Genomic DNA, 18,688 nt, shown 5'->3' on the forward strand with positions numbered 1-18,688 from the left:
CCGTCCAGACCCGCAAACCAGATTGCCTTTGGCACGCTGATAGGATTTCTAACGGCGATGGCCCGTTCCCTGCTCCCGCTCAACGCCCTGCGCGCGTTCGAGGCCGCCGCGCGTCACCTGAACTTCTCGCGCGCCGCCGACGAACTGGCGGTGACGCCCGGCGCCGTCAGCCAGCAGATCCGCCTGCTGGAGGACATTGTCGGCGGCCCCCTGTTCGTGCGCGAGGCGCGCGGTCTCCAGCTGACCGACCTCGGCCGATCCTCGGTCCCCCTGCTGCGCGAGGGGTTCGAGCGGCTGATGGACGCCTCGGCCCTGCTGCGCGAGCCGCCGCGCCGCAAACAGGTGTCGATCAGCATCGCCCCCGGCTTCGCCTCCAAATGGCTGATGCCGCGCATGGACGACTTCCACGCCGCCCATCCCGAGATCGAGCTTTGGATCTCGGCCGACATGGAGACTGCCGACCTGACCGAGGGCAAGGTCGATCTCGCCGTCCGCTACGGCCCCGGCGACTACCCCGGCCTGACCGTGGACCGGCTGATGACCGAGACGGTCCTGCCCGTCTGCGCCCCGTCTCTGATGAACGGCGAACATCCGATCCGCAAACCCGCCGATCTGATGCGCCACACCCTGCTGCACGACATGTCCAACGACGGCGACCCCAGCCGCCCCGACTGGGCCATGTGGCTGAAGGCGCGCGGCGTGCGCCACCCCGACCCGCGCCGGGGCTCGCGCTTCAACCAGTCCAGCCTGCTGATCGAGGCCGCCGTCTCCGGCCGCGGCGTCGCCCTGGCCAAACGCACCCTGGCCCAGGCCGACCTGGCCTCGGGCCGTCTGGTCGCCCCCTTCCCCGACGGCTCGGAAGCGGTCGGCTTCGCCTATTACGTCGTCCAGCCCCGCGACCGCCCGCCCTCGCCCAGCGCCACCGCCTTCGTCGCCTGGCTGAAGCGGCAGGCCGTCGATCACGACAATACGATGGGACAGCTTTAGAGCACCGCAAACCTTGACTCCGACGGCGGCCGGACCGACACGACCGCCCCATGATCACGCGCTATTCCCGCCCCGACGCCGCCGCCATCTGGTCGCAAGAGACCAAGTACAAGATCTGGTTCGAGATCGAGGCCCATGCGGCGACCAAGATGGCCGAACTGGGCGTCATCCCCCAGCAGGCCGCCGACGCCATCTGGGCCAAGGGCAAGGACGCGACCTTTGACGCCGACCGCATCGACGAGATCGAGCGCACCACCAAACACGACGTCATCGCCTTCCTGACCCACGTCGCCGAGATCGTCGGCGAAGAGGCGCGCTTTCTGCACCAGGGCATGACCTCGTCCGACGTGCTGGACACCTGTTTCGCGGTCCAGCTGGCCCGGTCGTCGGACCTGCTGATCGAAGGCGTCGATCGCGTCCTGGCCGCGCTGGAAACCCGCGCCAAGGAGCATAAGTACACCCCGACCGTCGGCCGCAGCCACGGCATCCACGCCGAGCCCGTGACCTTCGGCCTGAAGCTCGCCGGCTATCACGCCGAGTTCCAGCGCGCCAAACGCCGCCTGATCACGGCCAAGGAAGAGATCGCCACCTGCGCCATTTCCGGCGCCGTCGGCACCTTCGCCAATGTCGATCCCGCCGTCGAAGCCTATGTGGCCGAACAGATGGGGCTCCAGGTCGAGCCGGTCTCGACCCAGGTCATCCCGCGCGACCGCCACGCCGCCTTCTTCGCCGCCCTGGGCGTGGTCGCCTCTTCGGTCGAGCGTCTGGCGGTCGAGATCCGCCACCTGCAACGCACCGAGGTGCTGGAGGCCGAGGAATTCTTCGACAAGGGTCAGAAGGGCTCGTCGGCCATGCCGCACAAGCGCAACCCCATCCTGACCGAAAACCTGACCGGCCTGGCCCGTCTGGTCCGCTCAGCCGTCACCCCGGCGATGGAAAACGTCGCCCTGTGGCACGAGCGGGACATCAGCCATTCCTCGGTCGAACGCGGCATCGGTCCCGACGCCACCATCCATCTTGACTTCGCCCTGCAACGCCTGGCCGGCGTGATCGAGCGGCTGAACATCTATCCCGAGAACATGCAGAAGAACCTCGACCGCCTGGGCGGTCTGGTGCACTCGCAACGGGTCATGCTGGCCCTGACCCAGGCCGGCGTCTCGCGCGAGGCGGCCTATGCCGCCGTGCAGGAGAACGCCATGAAGGTCTGGCGCGGCGAGGGCGCCTTCCTGGACTTCCTCAAGGCCGACGACCGCGTCACCCTGCCCCACGATCAGCTCGAAGCCCTGTTCGACCTCGGCTATCACACCAAGAATGTGGACGTGGTGTTCAAGCGGGTATTCGGCGAGGGATGATCTTCAGTATTGAAAATGGCACCGATTTTCGTACTCTATCATCATGCAACGCGTCGAAGCCTCTATCGCGGTCAGCGTCTCTGACCTGAAGAAGAGCCCCAGCGCCGTCATGGACGACGCGGCGGGCCAGACCGTGGCCGTGCTGAACCACAACCGGGTCATGGCCTATATGGTCCCGGCCGCCGCCTATGAGGCGATGATCGAACGCCTGGACGATCTGGCCTTGATCGAGACTGTCCGCCAGCGGCAGGACGAGACGCCGGTGCGCGTCTCGCTCGATGCCCTTTGATCTTCAGTTCCTCCCCTCCGCGCTGAAGGAGTGGGAGAAGCTGGGCGCTCCGGTCCGGGTCCAGTTCAAGAAAAAGCTCGCCGAACGACTGGAGAGTCCGCGTGTTCCGAAGGATGCGCTCCACGGGATGCGCGATCACTACAAGATCAAGCTGCGCGACGCCGGATATCGGCTGGTCTATCGGGTCGAGGACGCAATCGTCACGGTGACCGTCGTCGCGGTGGGCAGACGCGACCGCAGCCAGGTGTATCGGGACGCGGCGCGTCGGGAATGACCAAGAGCCAGTTCCCCCCCGTCGTCGACGCCGCCACCCGCCTGCTGATCCTCGGCAGCCTGCCGGGCGACGCCTCGCTGAAGGCGGCGCAATATTACGCCCACCCGCGCAACGGCTTCTGGCCCTTGATCGGCGGGGTGCTGGACGAGCCCCTGGCCGCCCTGCCCTACCCCGACCGCCTGGAGCGGTTGAAGGCGCGCGGCGTCGGCCTGTGGGACGTAATTGCCTCGGCCCGGCGATCCGGCAGTCTGGACGCGGCGATCAAGTCGCCCGAGGCCGCCGATCTGCGCGGTCTGATCCAGGACCTCCCCGAACTGCGCGCCGTCGCCTTCAACGGCGGTCTGGCGGCCAAGCTGGGTCGGCGGATCCTGGCCGACCTCGCCGGCCTAGCCCTGGTCGATCTGCCGTCGTCCAGCCCCGCCCATGCAATATCCTTGTCGGCAAAGGCGGAAACCTGGGCCATACTCGGCAAGTTTCTCCCGGATAAGCCTGCCGTCTGATGATCCTGACCCTCTCCTGCCCCGACCGCCACGGCATTGTGGCGGCCGTGTCCGCCTTCCTGCTGGAGCGGGACGCCAACATCTCCGACGCCCAGCAGTTCGGCGACGCCGCCGGCGCCACCTTCTTCATGCGTGTGGTGTTCGAACCGCGCGAAGGCGACGACCCGGCCGCGATCCGCACCGCCTTCGCCCCTCTGGCTGGGCGATTCGACATGGACTGGACCCTGAGGGGGCCGGAACCGCGCAAGGTGATGATTCTGACTTCGCGCTTCGACCATTGCCTGGCGGACCTGCTGTACCGCTGGCGGATCGACGAACTGCCCATGGATGTGACGGCGGTCGTTTCGAACCATCCGCGCGAGATGATCGGCCACGTCGATCTGGGCGACCTGCCCTTCCATCACCTGCCCGTCAGCGCCGCCGACAGGCCGGCCCAGGAGGCCCAGCTTCTGCGCCTGATCGAGGAGACCGGCACGGAACTGGTCGTTCTGGCCCGCTACATGCAGATTCTGTCCGACGATCTCAGCGGTCGGCTGGCGGGGCGCTGCATCAACATCCACCACTCCTTCCTGCCCGGCTTCAAGGGCGCCCGCCCCTATCACCAGGCCCATGCGCGCGGGGTGAAGGTGATCGGCGCCACGGCCCACTATGTCACCGCCGACCTGGATGAAGGTCCGATCATCGAACAGGACGTGGAGCGAATCAGCCACCGCGACACGCCCGAAGATTTGATCAGAAAAGGCCGCGACATCGAGCGCCGCGTCCTGGCCCGCGCAGTCCGTCGGCACCTGGAAGACCGGGTTTTGCTGCATGGCGCCAAGACGGTCGTCTTCGAGGACTAACGGCCAAGCTGCGTCCTCTTGTCACGCCGCAGGCATCCTTTACCCGCCTCAAGCCGTAACCTTTCCGTCAACGCCGCAGTGCGGACCAACAGGGAAGGAACAACCATGCCAAATCTTCGGACACTTATGCTCGTCGCCGCCTCCGGCGGCGCCTTGATGGCGCTCGGCGCTTGCAACAACAACGAGACCGCCCCGGCCGAATCGACGGCCATGGCGCCGGCGGAAGGGACCGCCATGGCGCCTATGGCGGCCGAACCCATGGTCGGCGGCGCCGCCATGAGCTCGAACGAGACCATCGTCGCCAACGCCTCCAAGGCCTCGAACCTGTCGACCCTGGTCGCCGCCGTTCAGGCCGCCGGCCTGGTCGAAACCCTGCAAGGCCCCGGCCCCTTCACCGTCTTCGCCCCCGACAACGCCGCCTTCGACAAGATTCCCGAAGCCACCCGCACCGCCTTGATGCAGCCTGACATGAAGGCCGATCTGACCAAGATCCTGACCTATCACGTCGTCGCCGGGCGTCTGACGGCCGCCGACATCGCCGCCCAGGCCCAGGCGAACGGCGGAACCGCGACCCTGAAGACCGTTCAGGGCGAGGAACTGAAGGTTTCGGCGGGCCCGAACGATACCTGGGTCATCACCGACGCCAAGGGCGGAAAGTCCACCATCACCCAGGCGGACGTGGCTCAATCGAACGGCATGGTCCATGTCGTAGATACGGTTCTGATGCCGTAAAAATATTTACGATCCGCCCGGAACCGGCGGAAACCAAATCCCGCCCCCCGTGTTCTTAGGGGGCGCGAGACGCACAGTAAGCCGGGTGAGACATCCCCCAACGTCCCCGGCAAAAAGAAAGGGCCGCACTTTCCCCCGGGTGCGGCCCTTTCGACGTCTGAAGGCCCGAAGGCCGAAAGTCCTATTCGCCGGCGCGAATCTGTTCGCGGGCGATCGAGGCCAGTTCGTCGATCTTGGAGCGGATTTCGCCCTCCGAGACCGTCAGGCCCGAGGCCTTGAAGTCGCCGGCGACCTTGCGGAACACGTCTTCGTCGCCCGGCTGCTCCATGTCGGCGCGCACGATGGCGGCGGCGTACTGGTCCGCGCTGTCGGCCGACAGGCCCATCTTCTCGGCCGCCCACAGGCCCAGCATCTTGTTGCGCCGGGCGATGGCCTTGAATTCCTGCTCCTGATCGAGGGCGAACTTGGCCTCAAAGCCCTTTTCCCGATCGTCGAACGTCGTCATGTCGCTCAGCAAGCTCCGCACACCCCTGACCTCGGGGCAAGCGCCGTCTATAGCCCGCCCGCGCCCGAACGCAACATGGCTTGCATAGACCTTGGTCCTGTTGCGGCGTCGCACGCGGCGTTCATTTGTGTCGAGGGCCGCCTTCCGCTAAGGAGACGCCGAACGAGATTGACTGCCCGAACGATTCCAAAACGCGCCGCCAGGACCGGGTCTTCCCCTTTCCACCATGGCCGCGCGATTTTTGTTTCTGGAGGGCGCCCGTAAGCCGGGACCGGAATATGAACAGCAAACGCAAGAAGATCTACGAGGGCAAGGCCAAGATCCTGTACGAAGGGCCCGAGCCCGGCACCCTGATCCAGTACTTCAAGGACGACGCCACCGCCTTCAACGCCCAGAAGAAGGCCGTTCTCGAAGGCAAGGGCGTGGTCAACAACCAGATCAGCGAATTCATCATGTCGCGCCTGAACGGCATCGGCGTGACCAACCACTTCATCAAGCGGCTGAACCTGCGCGAACAGCTGATCCGCGAAGTCGAGATCATTCCGCTGGAAGTCGTCTGCCGCAACATCGTCGCCGGCTCGATGAGCCAGCGTCTGGGCATAGAGGAAGGCACGCCCCTGCCCCGCTCGATCATCGAATTCTACTACAAGAAGGACGAGCTCAACGACCCGATGGTCACCGAAGAGCACATCACCGCCTTCAACTGGGCCTCGACCCAGGAACTGGACGACATCCTGGCGATGACGGTTCGGGTCAACGACTATCTGTCAGGTCTGTTCAGCGCGGTCGGCATCACCCTGGTCGATTTCAAGATCGAGTTCGGCCGCATCTGGGAGAACGACTTCAGCCGCGTCATCCTGGCCGACGAGATCAGCCCCGATTCCTGCCGCCTGTGGGACTCCTCGACCGGCGAGAAGATGGACAAGGACCGCTTCCGCCGCGACCTGGGCAACGTCATCGAAAGCTACACCGAAGTCGCGCGTCGCCTGGGCATCATGAAGGGCATGCCGACGGTGATTCAGGGGGGGCTGCACTGATGGCCAAAATCAAGGTTCACGTCTTCCTCAAGCCCGGCGTCCTGGACGTCCAGGGCAAGGCCGTTGAAGGCGCCCTTCAGGGTCTGGGCTGGTCGGGCGTATCGAACGCCCGCGTCGGCAAGCTGATCGAGTTCGACCTCGACGGCGTCGAGGATCCGCAAGGCGAGGCCAAGAAGATGTGCGAGCAGCTGCTCGCCAATACGGTGATCGAAGGCTACCGTATCGAGGCGGCTTGAAGCATTCGGCCTCTTCCGCGCGAAGGTGCGGAAGAGGCGCTTGCATCCATACAGCGGACTCCTAGTTAAGCTAACGGCTTGAACGACGGAGCACCTATGCCCTTCACCCTCACCTCCACCGACATTCAGGACGGCGGCGTCCTGCCCGACGCCCAGGTTCAGGCCAAGGGAAACACCTCGCCCCATCTCGCCTGGTCCGGCGCGCCTGAGGGCACGAAGAGCTACGCCGTCACCTGCTATGATCCCGACGCCCCGACGGGTTCCGGCTTCTGGCACTGGACCGTCGCCAATCTTCCGGCTGATGTGACCGAGTTGAAGACCGGCGCGGGTTCGCCCGGCGGCGATCTGCCCCACGGCGCGGTCCAGGGCCGCACCGACTACGGCAAGGCCGGCTTCGGCGGCGCCGCCCCGCCTGCCGGCCACGGCCCGCACCGCTATATCTTCACCGTCTTCGCCGTGGACGTGGAGCGGCTGGACGTGACCGCCGACGATTCCGGCGCCGTCTTCGGCTTCAACCTGCACTTCCACACCCTGGCCAAGGCCTCGATCACCGCGACCTATGAAAACCCGGGCTGAGCCCGCCCCTCGGCGGTCGCGCCGCAACCTTATGTGATCGCCGATCATTTCCAGCGGGTTGAAGCCTGAGAGGGGCCGCCTATGTTGCAGCGCAACACCCCTCCCTTCTCTCGCCGCAGGATTTTCGCATGGCCGTCACCGGCGCCGTGGCCGACACTGACGTGGCCGTAAAACCCATGGCGAGGGGCCGCGTGGCCCTGGTCCTGATCGCCCTGGCCATGGGCGGTTTCGCCATCGGCGTGACCGAGTTCGCGGCCATGAGCATCCTGCCGGACTTCGCCGCCGGCCTGGGCGTCGACGCCCCGACGGCGGGCCATGTGATCAGCGCCTATGCGGCCGGCGTGGTGGTCGGGGCGCCCATCCTGGCGGTGCTGGGCGCGCGCAGCCCCCGCTGGCTGCTGCTGATCGGCTTCATGGCCCTGTTCGCCGTCGGCAACGGCCTGTCGGCCATGGCGCCCACCTATGAATGGATGCTGGTCTTCCGCTTCCTCAGCGGCGTGCCGCACGGCGCCTATTTCGGCGTGGCGGCCCTGGTCGCCGCCTCCATCGTGCCGCTGCATCTTCGCACCCGCGCCGTCTCGACCATTCTGATGGGGCTGACGGTCGCCACCGTCATCGGCGTCCCCTTCGCCAATCTGGTCAGCCACGCCTTCGGCTGGCGCTGGACCTTCGCCATCGTCAGCGTCCTGGCCGTGATCACCATGGGGTTGGTCGCTCTGTTCGCCCCGCGCGACCCCGCCCATGCCGACGCCAGCCCCTTGCGCGAACTGGGCGCCCTGAAGCGCAGCCAGGTCTGGCTGACGCTCGGCGTCGGCGCGATCGGCTTCGGCGGCATGTTCTGCGTCTACGCCTATCTGGCCTCGACGCTTCAGGCGGTGACCGGCGTGGGGCCGGACATCCTGCCTTGGGTCTTCGCCGTCTTCGGCGTCGGCATGTTCCTGGGCAATATACTCGGGGCCTGGGCGGCCGACCGGATCGGCTTTCCGGCGGCGGGCGGCCTGCTGCTGTGGAGCGCCGCCGCCCTGGCCCTCTATCCCTTCGCCGCACCGCACCTGTGGGCCGTCATGGTCGTGGTCTTTCTGATCGGCGGCGGCGGCGGCCTGGGCTCGGTGCTTCAGACCCGTCTGATGGACGTCGCCGGCGACGCCCAGACCCTGGCGGCGGCCCTGAATCACTCCGCCTTCAACACCGCCAACGCTCTGGGCCCGCTTCTGGGCGGTCTGGCCATCGCCGCCGGCTACGGCTGGACCTCGACCGGCTGGGTCGGCATGGGCCTGTCCCTGGGCGGGTTTGCGATCTTCGTGATCGCCTGGCTGGCGGGGCGCAAGCGTGCTGCGGCGGAGCGTTTGGCGTAACCACAGTTTATGGTAGTATGGGCGTATGGCGGACGTCACCAATGACCTCATCTACGAAGTGCTGAAGTCGATGCAGACGCGCCTGGATCGGATCGACGGCAACATCGCCGACGTGAAGGGCGAACTTCAGGCCATGCGCCTCCACCTCAACGGCCTGAACCAGGACGTCTCCAACCTCTATCAGATCGTTGATCGTCAGGACGCCCGTCTCGGCCGGATCGAGACCCGCCTCGGACTTCTTGAACCCGCGCACTGACATTTCCCGAAAACGGTGCTAGAGGCCCGCGCCATGAGCGCAGCCGTCATCGTCTTCCCCGGTTCCAACTGTGATCGCGACTGCAAGGTCGCCGTCGAACGCTCCACCGGCGAGCCCGTCTCGATGGTCTGGCACGCCGAGACCGAACTGCCCCAGGGCCTGGACCTGATCGTCATTCCCGGCGGCTTCTCCTACGGCGACTATCTGCGCTGCGGCGCCATGGCGGCCCAGTCGCCGGTGATGCAGGCCGTGAAGAAGGCGGCGGACGACGGCGTCGCCGTGGTCGGCATCTGCAACGGCTTCCAGATCCTGTGCGAGGCCGGCCTGCTGCCCGGCGCCCTCTTGCGCAACAAGGGCCTGAAATACGTCTGCAAGCCCATCGCCCTGACCGTCGCCAACGGCCAGACCCGCTTCACCGCCGGCTATCAGGGGCAGCGCGAAGTGGTCATGACCCAGGGCAACGGCGACGGAAACTTCTTCGCCGACGCCGAGACCCTGGCCCGGATCGAGGGCGAGGGCCAGGTGGTCTTCCGCTACGTCGACAACCCCAACGGCTCGGTCAACGACATCGCCGGCATCCAGAACGCCCGCGGCAATGTGCTCGGCATGATGCCCCACCCCGACCGCGCCTTCGAAGCCGAACTGGGCTCCGCCGACGGCGCGGTTCTGTTCCAAAGCATCTACGCGGCGGCTTGACGGCAATCATGCGTTGAGGCGGAGTGGGGTCATGAAAGCCTTCCTCCCCGCCCTCGCCGTTTCCGCCCTCTTGGCCGGCGCCGTCTCCGCGAAGGCGCAGGACGCCCCGCCGCCTGGTGAGGATTGGGTGCTGACGACCATACCCGAGCGAAAGGCCACCCTGGCCATCGCCGAGTTCACCTCGGGCATCACACTGGCGGCGCGGTGCATGGACGGCGACTACGACCTTTTCATCGCCGGCCTGCCTCCCATGACAGCCCCTTCTACGACACGAACCCTCGGGCTGAGCGTAGGGGAAGAGGAGGGCAAACCCACGGTTTGGAGCGCGGGGGAAAACGGCGAGACCGCCTTCAGCCGCATGCCCGCCTTGGTGGCACGCCGCCTCGCCAAGGGCGGCGCTCTCCAGATCACGGCGTCGGGACCGGACAACCGGCGTTATCGCTATGTGATGGACATCAATCCGTCCAGCACCGCCATCGCCCAGACCTTGCAGGCTTGCGGACGGCCATTGGTAGATCCTCGCGACAGTCACACCGAAGGCGCAGGCCAAGATGGCCTGCCGCCTCCCTTCGCTTGGGAGAGACAACCGCGTCCAGATTTTCCGATGCAGGCGCTGAACGCGGGCGAAGGCTATGCGACCTTGACCTGCGTCCCGCAGCCGGACGGCCGCATCTCCGATTGTCAAATAGAAGGCGAATGGCCACGGCGCCTCGGCATAGGGCGTGCTGCGCTCCGATCGATCGATCGCGCCAGAATGCGGCGGATTACGCCTGAAGAAGGACCGGCGCCGCCTTTCGAATACCGCGTGGTCGCATTCACCATCACGTTCAAGGTGAATTAGCCTGCGTTTTTTTCGGCCTCCATGCCGGCGCTCAGTATGAGCTTTTAGCTAACCGTGAGGTCAAGTCTCTGCGCGCTTTATGTGCGGTTCCCGTCGGCGTCTTCCTCCACACCCTGAACGGCCAAGCTCTCGTCCAACTCGTCGCCGTCCTCGATCACCGACACGCCGTTCTCGAGTTCGGGGTCTTCATCGGCGGTGTTGACGCCGCCTGGGTCGCGCTGGGCGGCCAGTTCGCGGGCGCCGACGCCCTGGCCGTTTTCGATGGCCCGGTTGGCGGCGACTTCATCGGTTTCGAAATGCGGGGTTTCGGTCTGATCGGCCATGTCGCCTCTCCAGTTGGAACTGGACTGACAACCGGCCGCACGGCCGCCGGTTCCTGACGTCGGCGCAATTCTCGGATGTAACCCTCCGCGCTTCAACGGCTTGGCGAAGCCCTAACCCAAACGACCCGCCGCTGCGGCAAGCGGGCGTATGTTTCAGGGGGTCTTTGACGGAGTCGGCGCCGGTTCCGGACACATCGGACACATCGGACACATCGGACACTGTTTTAGGGGGCGCCCCGTCGCGTCAAGGGCTCCAGACTGGCGCGGGACAAGGGCCGGAAGGTAAGGAACCGCCCGCCCACGCTCAAGGTCGCCTCATAGGCCTGGGGCCTTTGCAGCAGGGCGGGATCGTCCGCCGCCGCCGCCCGGCCGGAGGCGATCTCGCGCGCGTCCATCGGCGGGACGACCGGTCGCCCGTTGGCGTTCGCCAGGGCCGCCATGAAGCGCCGCACGGCCAGGGCCTGCTGCGGCGGCGTCAGGGCCGCGCGCACCTCGGCCCAGGCCGCCTCGGCCGAGGCGTTCAGAACCAGCGCGGGCGCGGCCTGGGCCTGGGTCTGGGCCTGGGCCTGGCTCTGCGTCTGGCCCAGGGCCGGGTCGCTCCCCCACGCCCCGAGAAGCAGAACGGCCAGGCCGGCGCAGGCGTGAAGGCGCAAACGGATCATCCGGCGACACCAGCATGGGCCGTCCCTCTCTCGCAAGCTTCACATTTTCAACCCAGGCCGGTGAACCTTCCGTCCCCGTGGGGCGTACAGAGCGCTGAACCGTGAAGTGGAACCCCCATGTCTTCGATCCTTCGCCCCACGCCCGCTCAGCGCACCCGTCGCCTGGTGGTCCTGGCCGCCGCCGTCTTCGCCGTGGTCGTCCCCCTGGTTCAGAACCTGGCCGGGCTGGGCCTGACCCAAGCCGAGTTCGCCGCTGAAGGGAACCAGACCCTGCGGGTCGCCGGCTACGCCTTTTCGATCTGGGGCCTGATCTATCTGGGGCTTCTGGCCTACGCCGTGCGTCAGGTCTTGCCCCAGACGGGCGAGAGCGTCCTGATCAACCGGATGGGCTGGCCCTCGGCCGTGGCCTTCTTCGGCCTGGGTCTCTGGATCATCGTGGCGGCCCTCAACCTGAAGGCGGCCAGCGTCATCATCATCTTCGCCACCTTGATCGCCCTCTTGGCGCCGCTGCTGGCCCTGTCGGGCGAGGTGCGGCGGCTCTCGCGCGCGGACCGCGACCGGCTGCTGCTGGTCTGGCCCCTCGCCGCCCTGGCCGGCTGGCTGACGGTGGCGGCGCCGCTGAACCTGATCACCACCGTGACCGCCTTCGACGCCCTGCCCGCCGCACTGTCGCCGACGGGATGGGCGGTGCTGGCCATCGTCGCCACGACGGGGGTCGCCCTGGCGGTGACGGCGGCGCTGCGGACCCTGGCCTATCCCCTCCCGACGGCCTGGGGCCTGCTGGGCGCCTTCGTCGCGGAACAGGCGGAAAAGCCGGCGGTGGCCTTCACGGCCCTGGCCGGCGCCGTGATCCTGCTGGTCGGCGGCGTTCTCCTGGTCTTCCGCCTCAAGCCGGGGATTGAACGCACCGCCTAGGGCGTGGGCGAGACGGGCTTGCCCGCCCCCACGTCGAAGGCGCCGTCCTCGTCATAGCCGACGCTGCCGACGCCGGTCGCCTCTCCGGTCATCCGCTGGCGGCGGCTGGCCAGGGCCGCCTCCGGCGCCGCCGCGTCCATCTCCCGCGTCGTTTCGGGATCGTTGGACCGGTCCATCTGCTGGTGCTCGGCGGGGCTGGGCTTGGTCAGATCGTGGGACGCCATCAGATGCCCTCTCCGTCTTCCTCGGTCTCTTCATCGGCCTCGTTCTGGGCCTCTTCGGCCATGGCGGAGGCGCCGGCGTCGTCGGCGGCGATCTCGGCCCGGTCTTCGTCTTCAGGTGTGGCGGCGGGGTCTATCGGGGTGTCGGTCATGCGGATGCTCCTTTATCGCCAGGAGACAATGGCGCGGCGCCCGACCCGTTCCGTCCGTCCTTCCCTGGCTCAGATCACGGCCGCGACATCACTGGTCGACGCCGAGTCTCAGGCCAGAACGCCCAAAATGCTGTCTAGAATGTAGCTTATCGTCCCGTCTGCCGTTAGAAGGCGCGGCCATGACCGCTCCTCAAAAGACCATGGCCGAACTGGCCGCCGAATACGGCCTGGCCCCGAACGAATATCAGGTCGTCCTCGACCGGCTGGGCCGCGAGCCCAATCAGGTGGAACTGGGCGTCTTCTCGGTCATGTGGTCCGAGCACTGCTCCTACAAGTCCTCCAAGATCCACCTGGGCAAGTTCCCCACCACCGGCGAGCGCGTCATCTGCGGTCCGGGCGAGAACGCGGGCGTGATCGACATCGACGACGGCGACGCCTGCATCTTCAAGATGGAGAGCCACAACCACCCCTCCTATATCGAACCCTATCAGGGCGCGGCGACGGGCGTGGGCGGCATCATGCGCGACGTCTTCACCATGGGCGCCCGGCCGGTGGCCCTGCTGAACGCCCTGCGCTTCGGCGATCCGTCGCATGAAAAGACCAAACGCCTGGTCAAGGGCGTGGTCTCCGGCATCGGCGGCTACGGCAACTGCGTCGGCGTGCCGACCGTGGCGGGCGAGACCAACTTCCACGCCGGCTACAACGGCAACATCCTGGTCAACGCCATGTGCGTCGGCCTGGCCAAGGCCGACAGCATCTTCTATTCGGCCGCCCCCTCGGCGGGCCTGTCGGTCGTCTATTTCGGCTCCAAGACCGGCCGCGACGGCATCCACGGCGCCACCATGTCCTCGGCCGAGTTCGACGATGAGTGGGAATCGAAGCGCCCTACCGTCCAGGTCGGCGATCCCTTCGCCGAGAAGCTGCTGATCGAGGCGACGCTGGAGCTGATGGCCTCGGGCGCCGTCGCCGCCATCCAGGACATGGGCGCGGCGGGCCTGACCTCCTCCTCGGTCGAGATGGCCGGCAAGGGCGGCGTCGGCATCGAGCTGAACATGGACGCCGTGCCCCAGCGCGAAGAGGGCATGACCGCCTATGAGATGATGCTGTCGGAAAGCCAGGAGCGGATGCTGGCGGTCCTGAAGCCCGGCCGCGAGGAAGACGGCCACCGCATCTTCAAAAAGTGGGGCCTGGACGCCGCCGTGATCGGCGTCACCACCGACACCGGCCGACTGGTGCTGAAGCATCACGGCGAAACGGTCTGCGACGTGCCGCTGGCCCCCCTGTTCGACGATGCGCCCCTGTATGACCGCCCTTGGGTCCAGCCCGCGCTGCAGCCGAAGCTGAACCACGCCGACATCCCCGCGCCCGAGAACTGGGCCGATGCGGTGATGAAGGTCGTCGCCTGCCCCGACATGGCCTCCAAGCGCTGGATTTGGGAACAGTACGACCGCCACGTCATGGCCGACACGCTTCAGGACTCGGCCACCGGCGCCGACGCCGGCGTGGTCCGCGTCCACGGCACCGACAAGGGTCTGGCCGTGACCAGCGACTGCACCCCCCGCTATGTCCAGAACGACCCCTACGAGGGCGGCAAACAGGCGGTGGCCGAGGCCTGGCGCAACCTGACCGCCGTCGGCTCGCGCCCCATCGCCATCACCGACAATCTGAACTTCGGCAACCCCCAGCGCCCCGAGATCATGGGCCAGATCGTCCGCGCCATCGACGGCATGGCCGATGCCTGCCGCGAACTGTCCTTCCCCGTCGTCTCGGGCAATGTCAGCCTCTATAACGAGACCAACGGCGTCGCCATTCCGCCCACCCCGACCGTGGGCGCCGTGGGCCTGCTGCCCAACTATGACGTGGTGACGGGCTTCTCCGGCATGGCCGAGGGCGATGCGCTCGTCCTGATCGGCCAGACCGTCGGCGAACTGGGCGCCTCCATCTATCTGCGCGAGGTCCTGGGCCGCGAGGACGGCGCCCCGCCGCCCGTCGACCTGAAGCTGGAGAAGAAGACCGGCGACTTCGTGCGCGACCTGATCGAGGCCGGCGACCTGACCGTGGTCCACGACCTGTCCGACGGCGGCCTGATCGGCGCCGCCGCCGATCTGGTTCTGGCCTCCGACGTCGGCGTGACCCTGGACGCCTCCAGCGCCGCCCACGCCCACATCTTCCTGTTCGGAGAGGACCAGGCCCGTTATCTGGTCGCCGTCCCCGACGCCGACGCCCTGATCGCCAAGGCCCAGGCCGCCGGCCTGCACGCCTCCGTCGTCGGCCACGCCGGTGGCGACGCCTTCGCCTCTCGCGGCGACAAGGGTGAACTGTTCAGCATTCCCGTCGCCCACCTGCGTGAATGGCACGAGGGCTGGATGCCGGGCTGGCTCGGCGACGCGGCCTGAGCCGTCTGGACTAGGACGAATCGACATTCAGCGCATCCAGAGGATGGAAGCGGCGATGTGGACGAAGGCGAGGTAGTGTCGCGCCAGCCTATCGAAGCGGGTGGCGAAGCGGCGGAAGTGCTTGAGCTTGTTGAAGCAACGCTCGACGCGGTTGCGCAGCTTGTAGATCAGGGGATCGTGCGGGATCTGTGCCTTGCGAGATCGGGTCGAGGGTATGACAGCCTCGGCTCCGATCCTGGCCAGATGGGCGCGTAGGCTGTTGGCGTCATAGGCGCGGTCGGCGAGCACGGCGGCGGGGCGGTGGCCTTCCAGAAGGGCCGGCGCCGCCAGGATGTCGTGGCTCTGACCGGCTGCGATAAGGAAGCGAACGGGCCGTCCGAGCGTGTCGCAGGCCATGTGGACCTTGGTCGTCAGTCCACCTCTGGAACGCCCCACAGCCGGGTCGGGGCCCCCTTTTTTTGGCCGCTGCCCCGGCCGGTCGTCGCTTGTTGGTGGGCCCGCACAAGGGTCGAATCCAGCATCAGATACTGGTTGTCGCGATCCTTGATCAGGTCGTCGAACACCTTCTCCCAAACCCCCGCCGCCGCCCAGCGGCTGAAGCGCTTGTGCGCCGTCTTCCACTTGCCGTAGCGCTCCGGGAGATCCTGCCAATGCGCACCGGAGCGCAGCACCCAGAGCACCCCGTTCACGAACAGTCGGTTGTCGGACCCCGTCCGCCCGGGGTCCGACGCCTTACCCGGCAGCAACGGCGCGATCCGCAACCACTGCGCCTCGTCCAGCTCATAACGCTTCACGCCCATCACAAACCTCCGCCAAAGCGGAGACCTATGAATCACGCATCAAGCCCCGCGTGAATCCCTGAATGTCGATTGGACCTAGCCGGGTTACAAACGGATAAGGGCCGTCGCACCACGGCCCTTGTTCCGCCTCGACCGGACCCCAAGTCTAGGGCCTCACTGGAGGCATGGACATGACCCTGGCCGCCGACGCCGTCTTCCGCCCTGCCATCCCGCCCCGTCGCACGGGCGGCCCGCTGTCCCTGCTGCCCTTCCTGTGGATCAGCTGGCGTGACCCCCTCCGCATGTGGTCCGAGCGGCATTTCACCGAGCCGCAGCTCTACGGAAACAGCGCCTTCGGCGAGATCCTGGTGGTCAGCCACCCCGAGGGCGTCCGCCACGTCCTGACCGAGAACGCGGCCAACTATGTGAAGGGCGACCTGCAACGCCGCGTCCTGGGCCCCATGCTGGCCGAGGGCCTGCTGCTGACCGAGGGCGACAAATGGCGCCGCGCCCGCCGCATCCTGGCCCCCCTGTTCACCCCCGCAAAAATGACCACCCTGAACGCCCGCATGGCCGAGGTATGTCAGGCGCGCGTCGCCGGCTGGTCCCTGTCTGCGCGCGGCCGGGTGCTGGACATCGATTCCGAAATGTCGGGTCTGACCTTCGACATCCTGTCGGCCACCATGTTCTCCGACGACCTGGGCGGCGAGGCCCGCGGCTTCGAACGCGCCCTGAATCAGTTCCTAGCCAACGGCGCCCGCATCGATCCGCTGGACGTGCTGGGCGCCCCGGACTGGGCCCCGCGCCTGGGCCGGCTGGCCAGCTTCCGTTCGGCCCGCTTCTTCGAACAGCGCGTCACCCGCCTGGTCGAGGCCCGCCGCGCCCGCATCGAGGCTGGGGACATGCCGCCCCAAGACCTGCTCAGCGCCCTGCTGCTGGCCCGCGACGAGAACGGCGGACCCGGCCTGTCGGACGAAGAAGTCGCCGCCAACATCCTGACCTTCATCCTGGCGGGGCACGAGACCACCGCCCGCGCCCTGGGCTGGACCCTGCACCTGCTGTCGCGCCAGCCCGAATATCTCGCCCGGCTTCAGGCCGAGGCTGACGCCTTCGACGTCTCCGATCCGCAATGGGCCGAGGCCCTGCCCTGGACCCGCGCCGTGCTGGACGAGACCATGCGCCTGTTCCCGCCCGCCCCGACCATGGCCCGCAAGGCCCTGGCCGACGACGAGATCGGCGGCCAGCCGATCAAGGCCGGCGCCACCGTCATCATCTCCCCGTGGATCCTGCAACGCCACAGCCTGCTGTGGGAAGACCCGGACGCCTTCAAGCCCGAACGCTTCCTGCCCCAGAACCGCAAGTCCATCGACCGCTATGCCTACATCCCCTTCAGCGCCGGTCCCCGCGTCTGCATCGGCGCCGCCTTCGCCATTCAGGAGGCGGTGATCGCCCTGGCCTCCATCCTGCGCGCCGCCGAGATCGAGCCGATCACGACGATCGAACCCCGCCCCGTGCACCAGATCACCCTGCGCAGTCGCGAACCGATGCGACTTCGGCTGCGGATGCGCCGAGGCTGAAGAATTCACGCGACGGAATTCGCCGCCCGGCGCGTTAAACACAGGTGTCGCCGACCGGGCGCCATTGTTCAGCTTGCCATCAGCTTCAGGACGACCGCGCTGCGAACCGCCATTCTGCTGCCGCCGGGTTCGCTCTTCTCCGAAGCGCGCCCCAACTCCATGGAGACGGTCGTGCGGACGCTCGCCCGCTGCGATCATGATCCAGACACCCGAATTCTCTGCCAGGAGGGCGCCCAGGACCACAACGCCTCCCGCGTGATCGCCCTTCCACGACGCAACACCCAACAGAGTCTGTTCGACGCCCTGCGCGCGCTTCAGCCGGAACTGATCGAACACCATCAGCAGGTGAAACAGGCCCTGGCCGTGTCGGCGCGTTTCCCCCAGGCGGTGCATGTCCTTTATCGACACAATGCATTGAAGCCCGCGCGCCGGTGGTTTGATCGGTGGCGCTACGCCTTGCGCTACAGCCGGATGGACGGCTTCATCTTCGTCAGCCAGGCGGAGAAGACGGCCTTCGCCCGGACCTATCCGCAGCTGGCCGATCGCGCCCACGCCGTGCCCAATCCCATCGACGCCGGCGCCTGGCTGGCGCCGCCGGAAGATCGCCAGCCGATCATCGCCTTCGCCGGACGGGCCATGCCGGAAAAGGGATTGGACGTCCTGTGCGCCGCCTTGCCGGCCGTGCTGGACAGCCACCCGAGCTGGCGCGCGGTCCTGATGTTGAACGACTGGGCCGCGCACGCGGACTGGGCCGCCCCGCACCTCACGCCGCTTCAGCGGTTTGGCCCCCGGGTCGCCGTCCTGCAGTCCGCCCCGCTGGACCAGGTGCGCGAACAGATGAAATCCGCCGCCATCGCCGTGACGCCCTCGACCTGGGACGAGCCCTTCGGTTTGACGGCGGTGGAAGCCCATGCGGCGGGCGCCGCCCTGATATCATCCGGGCGCGGCGGCCTTCGCGAAGCCAGCGGCGACCACGCCCACTATCTGGAGGCCGTGACCCCCCGTCACCTGGTCGCCGCGTTGGACGCCTTGATCCGGGAGCCGAACCGCCGCCTGGCCTTGGCCCGCGCGGCCCAGCACTATGTGCTCAAGACCCACACGCCCGAAAGGCGCGCCGCTGAACTGGCCCAGGTGCGCCGCCAGTTGGTCGAAAGCCGGAAACGCCGAGACGCGGCCTGACGCCCC

23 protein-coding genes and 1 pseudogene are annotated in these 18,688 nt (G+C 67.3%); 18 read left to right on the top strand and 6 right to left on the bottom strand.

Annotated features, from left to right (window positions below; all coding sequences use genetic code 11):
- Positions 1-57 precede the first annotated feature (57 nt).
- The 7 genes from gcvA to ACZ5M6_RS14605 all read left to right on the top strand — a co-directional run bounded on the left by gcvA (position 58) and on the right by ACZ5M6_RS14605 (position 4,976).
- A complete protein-coding gene (gene gcvA / locus ACZ5M6_RS14575) occupies positions 58-987 on the top strand; it encodes a transcriptional regulator GcvA (RefSeq protein WP_464158999.1) in 930 nt (309 codons plus the stop codon).
- A 50-nt stretch (positions 988-1,037) separates the two neighbouring features.
- Positions 1,038-2,339: an adenylosuccinate lyase gene (gene purB / locus ACZ5M6_RS14580; protein WP_464159000.1), complete on the top strand. Its 1,302-nt coding sequence runs from the start codon at positions 1,038-1,040 to the stop codon at positions 2,337-2,339.
- Between the two features lie 43 nt (positions 2,340-2,382).
- The gene (locus tag ACZ5M6_RS14585; RefSeq protein WP_054766395.1) at positions 2,383-2,628 is read left to right on the top strand and encodes a type II toxin-antitoxin system Phd/YefM family antitoxin; all 246 of its coding nucleotides are present in this window, start codon (positions 2,383-2,385) and stop codon (positions 2,626-2,628) included.
- Positions 2,618-2,902: a type II toxin-antitoxin system RelE family toxin gene (locus ACZ5M6_RS14590; RefSeq protein WP_054766396.1), complete on the top strand. Its 285-nt coding sequence runs from the start codon at positions 2,618-2,620 to the stop codon at positions 2,900-2,902. Before ACZ5M6_RS14585 ends, ACZ5M6_RS14590 begins: the two co-directional genes overlap by 11 nt.
- On the top strand, positions 2,899-3,402 hold the full coding sequence (locus ACZ5M6_RS14595) for a DNA-deoxyinosine glycosylase (protein ID WP_054766397.1): 504 nt from the start codon (positions 2,899-2,901) through the stop codon (positions 3,400-3,402). The genes ACZ5M6_RS14590 and ACZ5M6_RS14595 overlap by 4 nt, the downstream gene beginning before the upstream one ends.
- Positions 3,402-4,244, top strand: coding sequence for a formyltetrahydrofolate deformylase (gene purU / locus ACZ5M6_RS14600; RefSeq protein WP_054766398.1), 843 nt, complete (start codon positions 3,402-3,404; stop codon positions 4,242-4,244). Before ACZ5M6_RS14595 ends, purU begins: the two co-directional genes overlap by 1 nt.
- A gap of 126 nt (positions 4,245-4,370) precedes the next feature.
- Complete coding sequence (locus ACZ5M6_RS14605) at positions 4,371-4,976, top strand: fasciclin domain-containing protein (RefSeq protein ID WP_227975973.1); 606 nt, start codon at positions 4,371-4,373, stop codon at positions 4,974-4,976.
- A gap of 181 nt (positions 4,977-5,157) precedes the next feature.
- Here the strand turns inward: ACZ5M6_RS14605 and ACZ5M6_RS14610 are convergent, their stop codons facing one another.
- The gene (locus tag ACZ5M6_RS14610) at positions 5,158-5,481 is read right to left on the bottom strand and encodes a DUF1476 domain-containing protein (protein WP_054767022.1); all 324 of its coding nucleotides are present in this window, start codon (positions 5,479-5,481) and stop codon (positions 5,158-5,160) included.
- A 278-nt stretch (positions 5,482-5,759) separates the two neighbouring features.
- On the opposite strand from ACZ5M6_RS14610, the gene purC reads away from it, so the two are divergent.
- The 7 genes from purC (at position 5,760) to ACZ5M6_RS14645 (ending at position 10,478) form a co-directional block, all read left to right on the top strand.
- Positions 5,760-6,518: a phosphoribosylaminoimidazolesuccinocarboxamide synthase gene (purC, locus tag ACZ5M6_RS14615; protein ID WP_054766400.1), complete on the top strand. Its 759-nt coding sequence runs from the start codon at positions 5,760-5,762 to the stop codon at positions 6,516-6,518.
- A complete protein-coding gene (gene purS, locus ACZ5M6_RS14620) occupies positions 6,518-6,754 on the top strand; it encodes a phosphoribosylformylglycinamidine synthase subunit PurS (RefSeq protein ID WP_191554365.1) in 237 nt (78 codons plus the stop codon). The genes purC and purS overlap by 1 nt, the downstream gene beginning before the upstream one ends.
- A 96-nt stretch (positions 6,755-6,850) precedes the next feature.
- Positions 6,851-7,330 (top strand): YbhB/YbcL family Raf kinase inhibitor-like protein, encoded by a 480-nt coding sequence (locus ACZ5M6_RS14625; protein ID WP_464159001.1) that lies wholly within the window; start codon positions 6,851-6,853, stop codon positions 7,328-7,330.
- A gap of 128 nt (positions 7,331-7,458) precedes the next feature.
- Positions 7,459-8,685, top strand: coding sequence for an MFS transporter (locus ACZ5M6_RS14630; protein WP_464159002.1), 1,227 nt, complete (start codon positions 7,459-7,461; stop codon positions 8,683-8,685).
- 25 nt (positions 8,686-8,710) lie between these two features.
- Positions 8,711-8,941 (top strand): hypothetical protein, encoded by a 231-nt coding sequence (locus tag ACZ5M6_RS14635; protein ID WP_054766405.1) that lies wholly within the window; start codon positions 8,711-8,713, stop codon positions 8,939-8,941.
- Between the two features lie 33 nt (positions 8,942-8,974).
- Entirely contained in the window at positions 8,975-9,637 is a 663-nt protein-coding gene (gene purQ / locus ACZ5M6_RS14640) for a phosphoribosylformylglycinamidine synthase subunit PurQ (RefSeq protein WP_054766406.1), read from the top strand.
- Between the two features lie 31 nt (positions 9,638-9,668).
- Complete coding sequence (locus ACZ5M6_RS14645) at positions 9,669-10,478, top strand: energy transducer TonB (RefSeq protein ID WP_333897242.1); 810 nt, start codon at positions 9,669-9,671, stop codon at positions 10,476-10,478.
- A 77-nt stretch (positions 10,479-10,555) separates the two neighbouring features.
- Here ACZ5M6_RS14645 and ACZ5M6_RS14650 read toward each other — a convergent pair whose 3' ends face one another.
- Together ACZ5M6_RS14650 and ACZ5M6_RS14655 are read right to left on the bottom strand one after the other, a co-directional pair.
- Complete coding sequence (locus tag ACZ5M6_RS14650) at positions 10,556-10,801, bottom strand: hypothetical protein (protein WP_228185409.1); 246 nt, start codon at positions 10,799-10,801, stop codon at positions 10,556-10,558.
- Between the two features lie 224 nt (positions 10,802-11,025).
- Positions 11,026-11,463 (bottom strand): hypothetical protein, encoded by a 438-nt coding sequence (locus tag ACZ5M6_RS14655; protein ID WP_464159003.1) that lies wholly within the window; start codon positions 11,461-11,463, stop codon positions 11,026-11,028.
- A gap of 117 nt (positions 11,464-11,580) precedes the next feature.
- Here ACZ5M6_RS14655 and ACZ5M6_RS14660 point away from each other — a divergent pair, with 117 nt between their 5' ends.
- Positions 11,581-12,378 (top strand): hypothetical protein, encoded by a 798-nt coding sequence (locus ACZ5M6_RS14660; RefSeq protein WP_464159004.1) that lies wholly within the window; start codon positions 11,581-11,583, stop codon positions 12,376-12,378.
- Here the strand turns inward: ACZ5M6_RS14660 and ACZ5M6_RS14665 are convergent.
- Both ACZ5M6_RS14665 and ACZ5M6_RS14670 read right to left on the bottom strand, forming a co-directional pair.
- Complete coding sequence (locus ACZ5M6_RS14665) at positions 12,375-12,602, bottom strand: Tat pathway signal protein (protein WP_183214924.1); 228 nt, start codon at positions 12,600-12,602, stop codon at positions 12,375-12,377. The two genes, ACZ5M6_RS14660 and ACZ5M6_RS14665, sit on opposite strands and share 4 nt — an antisense overlap.
- Positions 12,602-12,751 (bottom strand): hypothetical protein, encoded by a 150-nt coding sequence (locus tag ACZ5M6_RS14670; protein WP_182714049.1) that lies wholly within the window; start codon positions 12,749-12,751, stop codon positions 12,602-12,604. Before ACZ5M6_RS14670 ends, ACZ5M6_RS14665 begins: the two co-directional genes overlap by 1 nt.
- 179 nt (positions 12,752-12,930) lie before the next feature.
- Between ACZ5M6_RS14670 and purL the strand changes: the two genes are divergently transcribed.
- The gene (gene purL, locus ACZ5M6_RS14675) at positions 12,931-15,147 is read left to right on the top strand and encodes a phosphoribosylformylglycinamidine synthase subunit PurL (protein WP_464159005.1); all 2,217 of its coding nucleotides are present in this window, start codon (positions 12,931-12,933) and stop codon (positions 15,145-15,147) included.
- 27 nt (positions 15,148-15,174) lie between these two features.
- On the opposite strand, the pseudogene ACZ5M6_RS14680 reads toward purL, so the two are convergent.
- Positions 15,175-15,941 (bottom strand): annotated as a pseudogene (locus ACZ5M6_RS14680) (IS5 family transposase).
- 176 nt (positions 15,942-16,117) lie between these two features.
- On the opposite strand from ACZ5M6_RS14680, the gene ACZ5M6_RS14685 reads away from it, so the two are divergent.
- Together ACZ5M6_RS14685 and ACZ5M6_RS14690 are read left to right on the top strand one after the other, a co-directional pair.
- Complete coding sequence (locus ACZ5M6_RS14685; RefSeq protein ID WP_464159006.1) at positions 16,118-17,503, top strand: cytochrome P450; 1,386 nt, start codon at positions 16,118-16,120, stop codon at positions 17,501-17,503.
- A 171-nt stretch (positions 17,504-17,674) separates the two neighbouring features.
- Positions 17,675-18,682, top strand: coding sequence for a glycosyltransferase family 4 protein (locus ACZ5M6_RS14690; RefSeq protein WP_464159007.1), 1,008 nt, complete (start codon positions 17,675-17,677; stop codon positions 18,680-18,682).
- Positions 18,683-18,688: the final 6 nt, after the last annotated feature.

The organism is Brevundimonas sp. Br13 (genome assembly GCF_055391505.1).

Excerpts from the sequence above, each read along its gene's own strand:
- gcvA (WP_464158999.1), top strand. The coding sequence starts at position 58 with ATGGCCCGTTCCCTGCTCCCGCTCAACGCCCTGCGCGCGTTCGAGGCC.
- ACZ5M6_RS14660 (WP_464159004.1), top strand. The coding sequence starts at position 11,581 with ATGTCTTCGATCCTTCGCCCCACGCCCGCTCAGCGCACCCGTCGCCTG.
- ACZ5M6_RS14650 (WP_228185409.1), bottom strand. The coding sequence starts at position 10,801 with ATGGCCGATCAGACCGAAACCCCGCATTTCGAAACCGATGAAGTCGCC.
- ACZ5M6_RS14625 (WP_464159001.1), top strand. The coding sequence starts at position 6,851 with ATGCCCTTCACCCTCACCTCCACCGACATTCAGGACGGCGGCGTCCTG.
- ACZ5M6_RS14585 (WP_054766395.1), top strand. The coding sequence starts at position 2,383 with ATGCAACGCGTCGAAGCCTCTATCGCGGTCAGCGTCTCTGACCTGAAG.
- ACZ5M6_RS14655 (WP_464159003.1), bottom strand. The coding sequence starts at position 11,463 with ATGATCCGTTTGCGCCTTCACGCCTGCGCCGGCCTGGCCGTTCTGCTT.
- purL (WP_464159005.1), top strand. The coding sequence starts at position 12,931 with ATGACCGCTCCTCAAAAGACCATGGCCGAACTGGCCGCCGAATACGGC.
- ACZ5M6_RS14590 (WP_054766396.1), top strand. The coding sequence starts at position 2,618 with ATGCCCTTTGATCTTCAGTTCCTCCCCTCCGCGCTGAAGGAGTGGGAG.
- purS (WP_191554365.1), top strand. The coding sequence starts at position 6,518 with ATGGCCAAAATCAAGGTTCACGTCTTCCTCAAGCCCGGCGTCCTGGAC.
- ACZ5M6_RS14635 (WP_054766405.1), top strand. The coding sequence starts at position 8,711 with ATGGCGGACGTCACCAATGACCTCATCTACGAAGTGCTGAAGTCGATG.
- ACZ5M6_RS14605 (WP_227975973.1), top strand. The coding sequence starts at position 4,371 with ATGCTCGTCGCCGCCTCCGGCGGCGCCTTGATGGCGCTCGGCGCTTGC.
- ACZ5M6_RS14685 (WP_464159006.1), top strand. The coding sequence starts at position 16,118 with ATGACCCTGGCCGCCGACGCCGTCTTCCGCCCTGCCATCCCGCCCCGT.
- ACZ5M6_RS14610 (WP_054767022.1), bottom strand. The coding sequence starts at position 5,481 with ATGACGACGTTCGACGATCGGGAAAAGGGCTTTGAGGCCAAGTTCGCC.
- ACZ5M6_RS14665 (WP_183214924.1), bottom strand. The coding sequence starts at position 12,602 with ATGGCGTCCCACGATCTGACCAAGCCCAGCCCCGCCGAGCACCAGCAG.
- ACZ5M6_RS14670 (WP_182714049.1), bottom strand. The coding sequence starts at position 12,751 with ATGACCGACACCCCGATAGACCCCGCCGCCACACCTGAAGACGAAGAC.
- purU (WP_054766398.1), top strand. The coding sequence starts at position 3,402 with ATGATCCTGACCCTCTCCTGCCCCGACCGCCACGGCATTGTGGCGGCC.
- ACZ5M6_RS14630 (WP_464159002.1), top strand. The coding sequence starts at position 7,459 with ATGGCCGTCACCGGCGCCGTGGCCGACACTGACGTGGCCGTAAAACCC.
- purC (WP_054766400.1), top strand. The coding sequence starts at position 5,760 with ATGAACAGCAAACGCAAGAAGATCTACGAGGGCAAGGCCAAGATCCTG.
- purB (WP_464159000.1), top strand. The coding sequence starts at position 1,038 with ATGATCACGCGCTATTCCCGCCCCGACGCCGCCGCCATCTGGTCGCAA.
- ACZ5M6_RS14595 (WP_054766397.1), top strand. The coding sequence starts at position 2,899 with ATGACCAAGAGCCAGTTCCCCCCCGTCGTCGACGCCGCCACCCGCCTG.
- ACZ5M6_RS14645 (WP_333897242.1), top strand. The coding sequence starts at position 9,669 with ATGAAAGCCTTCCTCCCCGCCCTCGCCGTTTCCGCCCTCTTGGCCGGC.
- purQ (WP_054766406.1), top strand. The coding sequence starts at position 8,975 with ATGAGCGCAGCCGTCATCGTCTTCCCCGGTTCCAACTGTGATCGCGAC.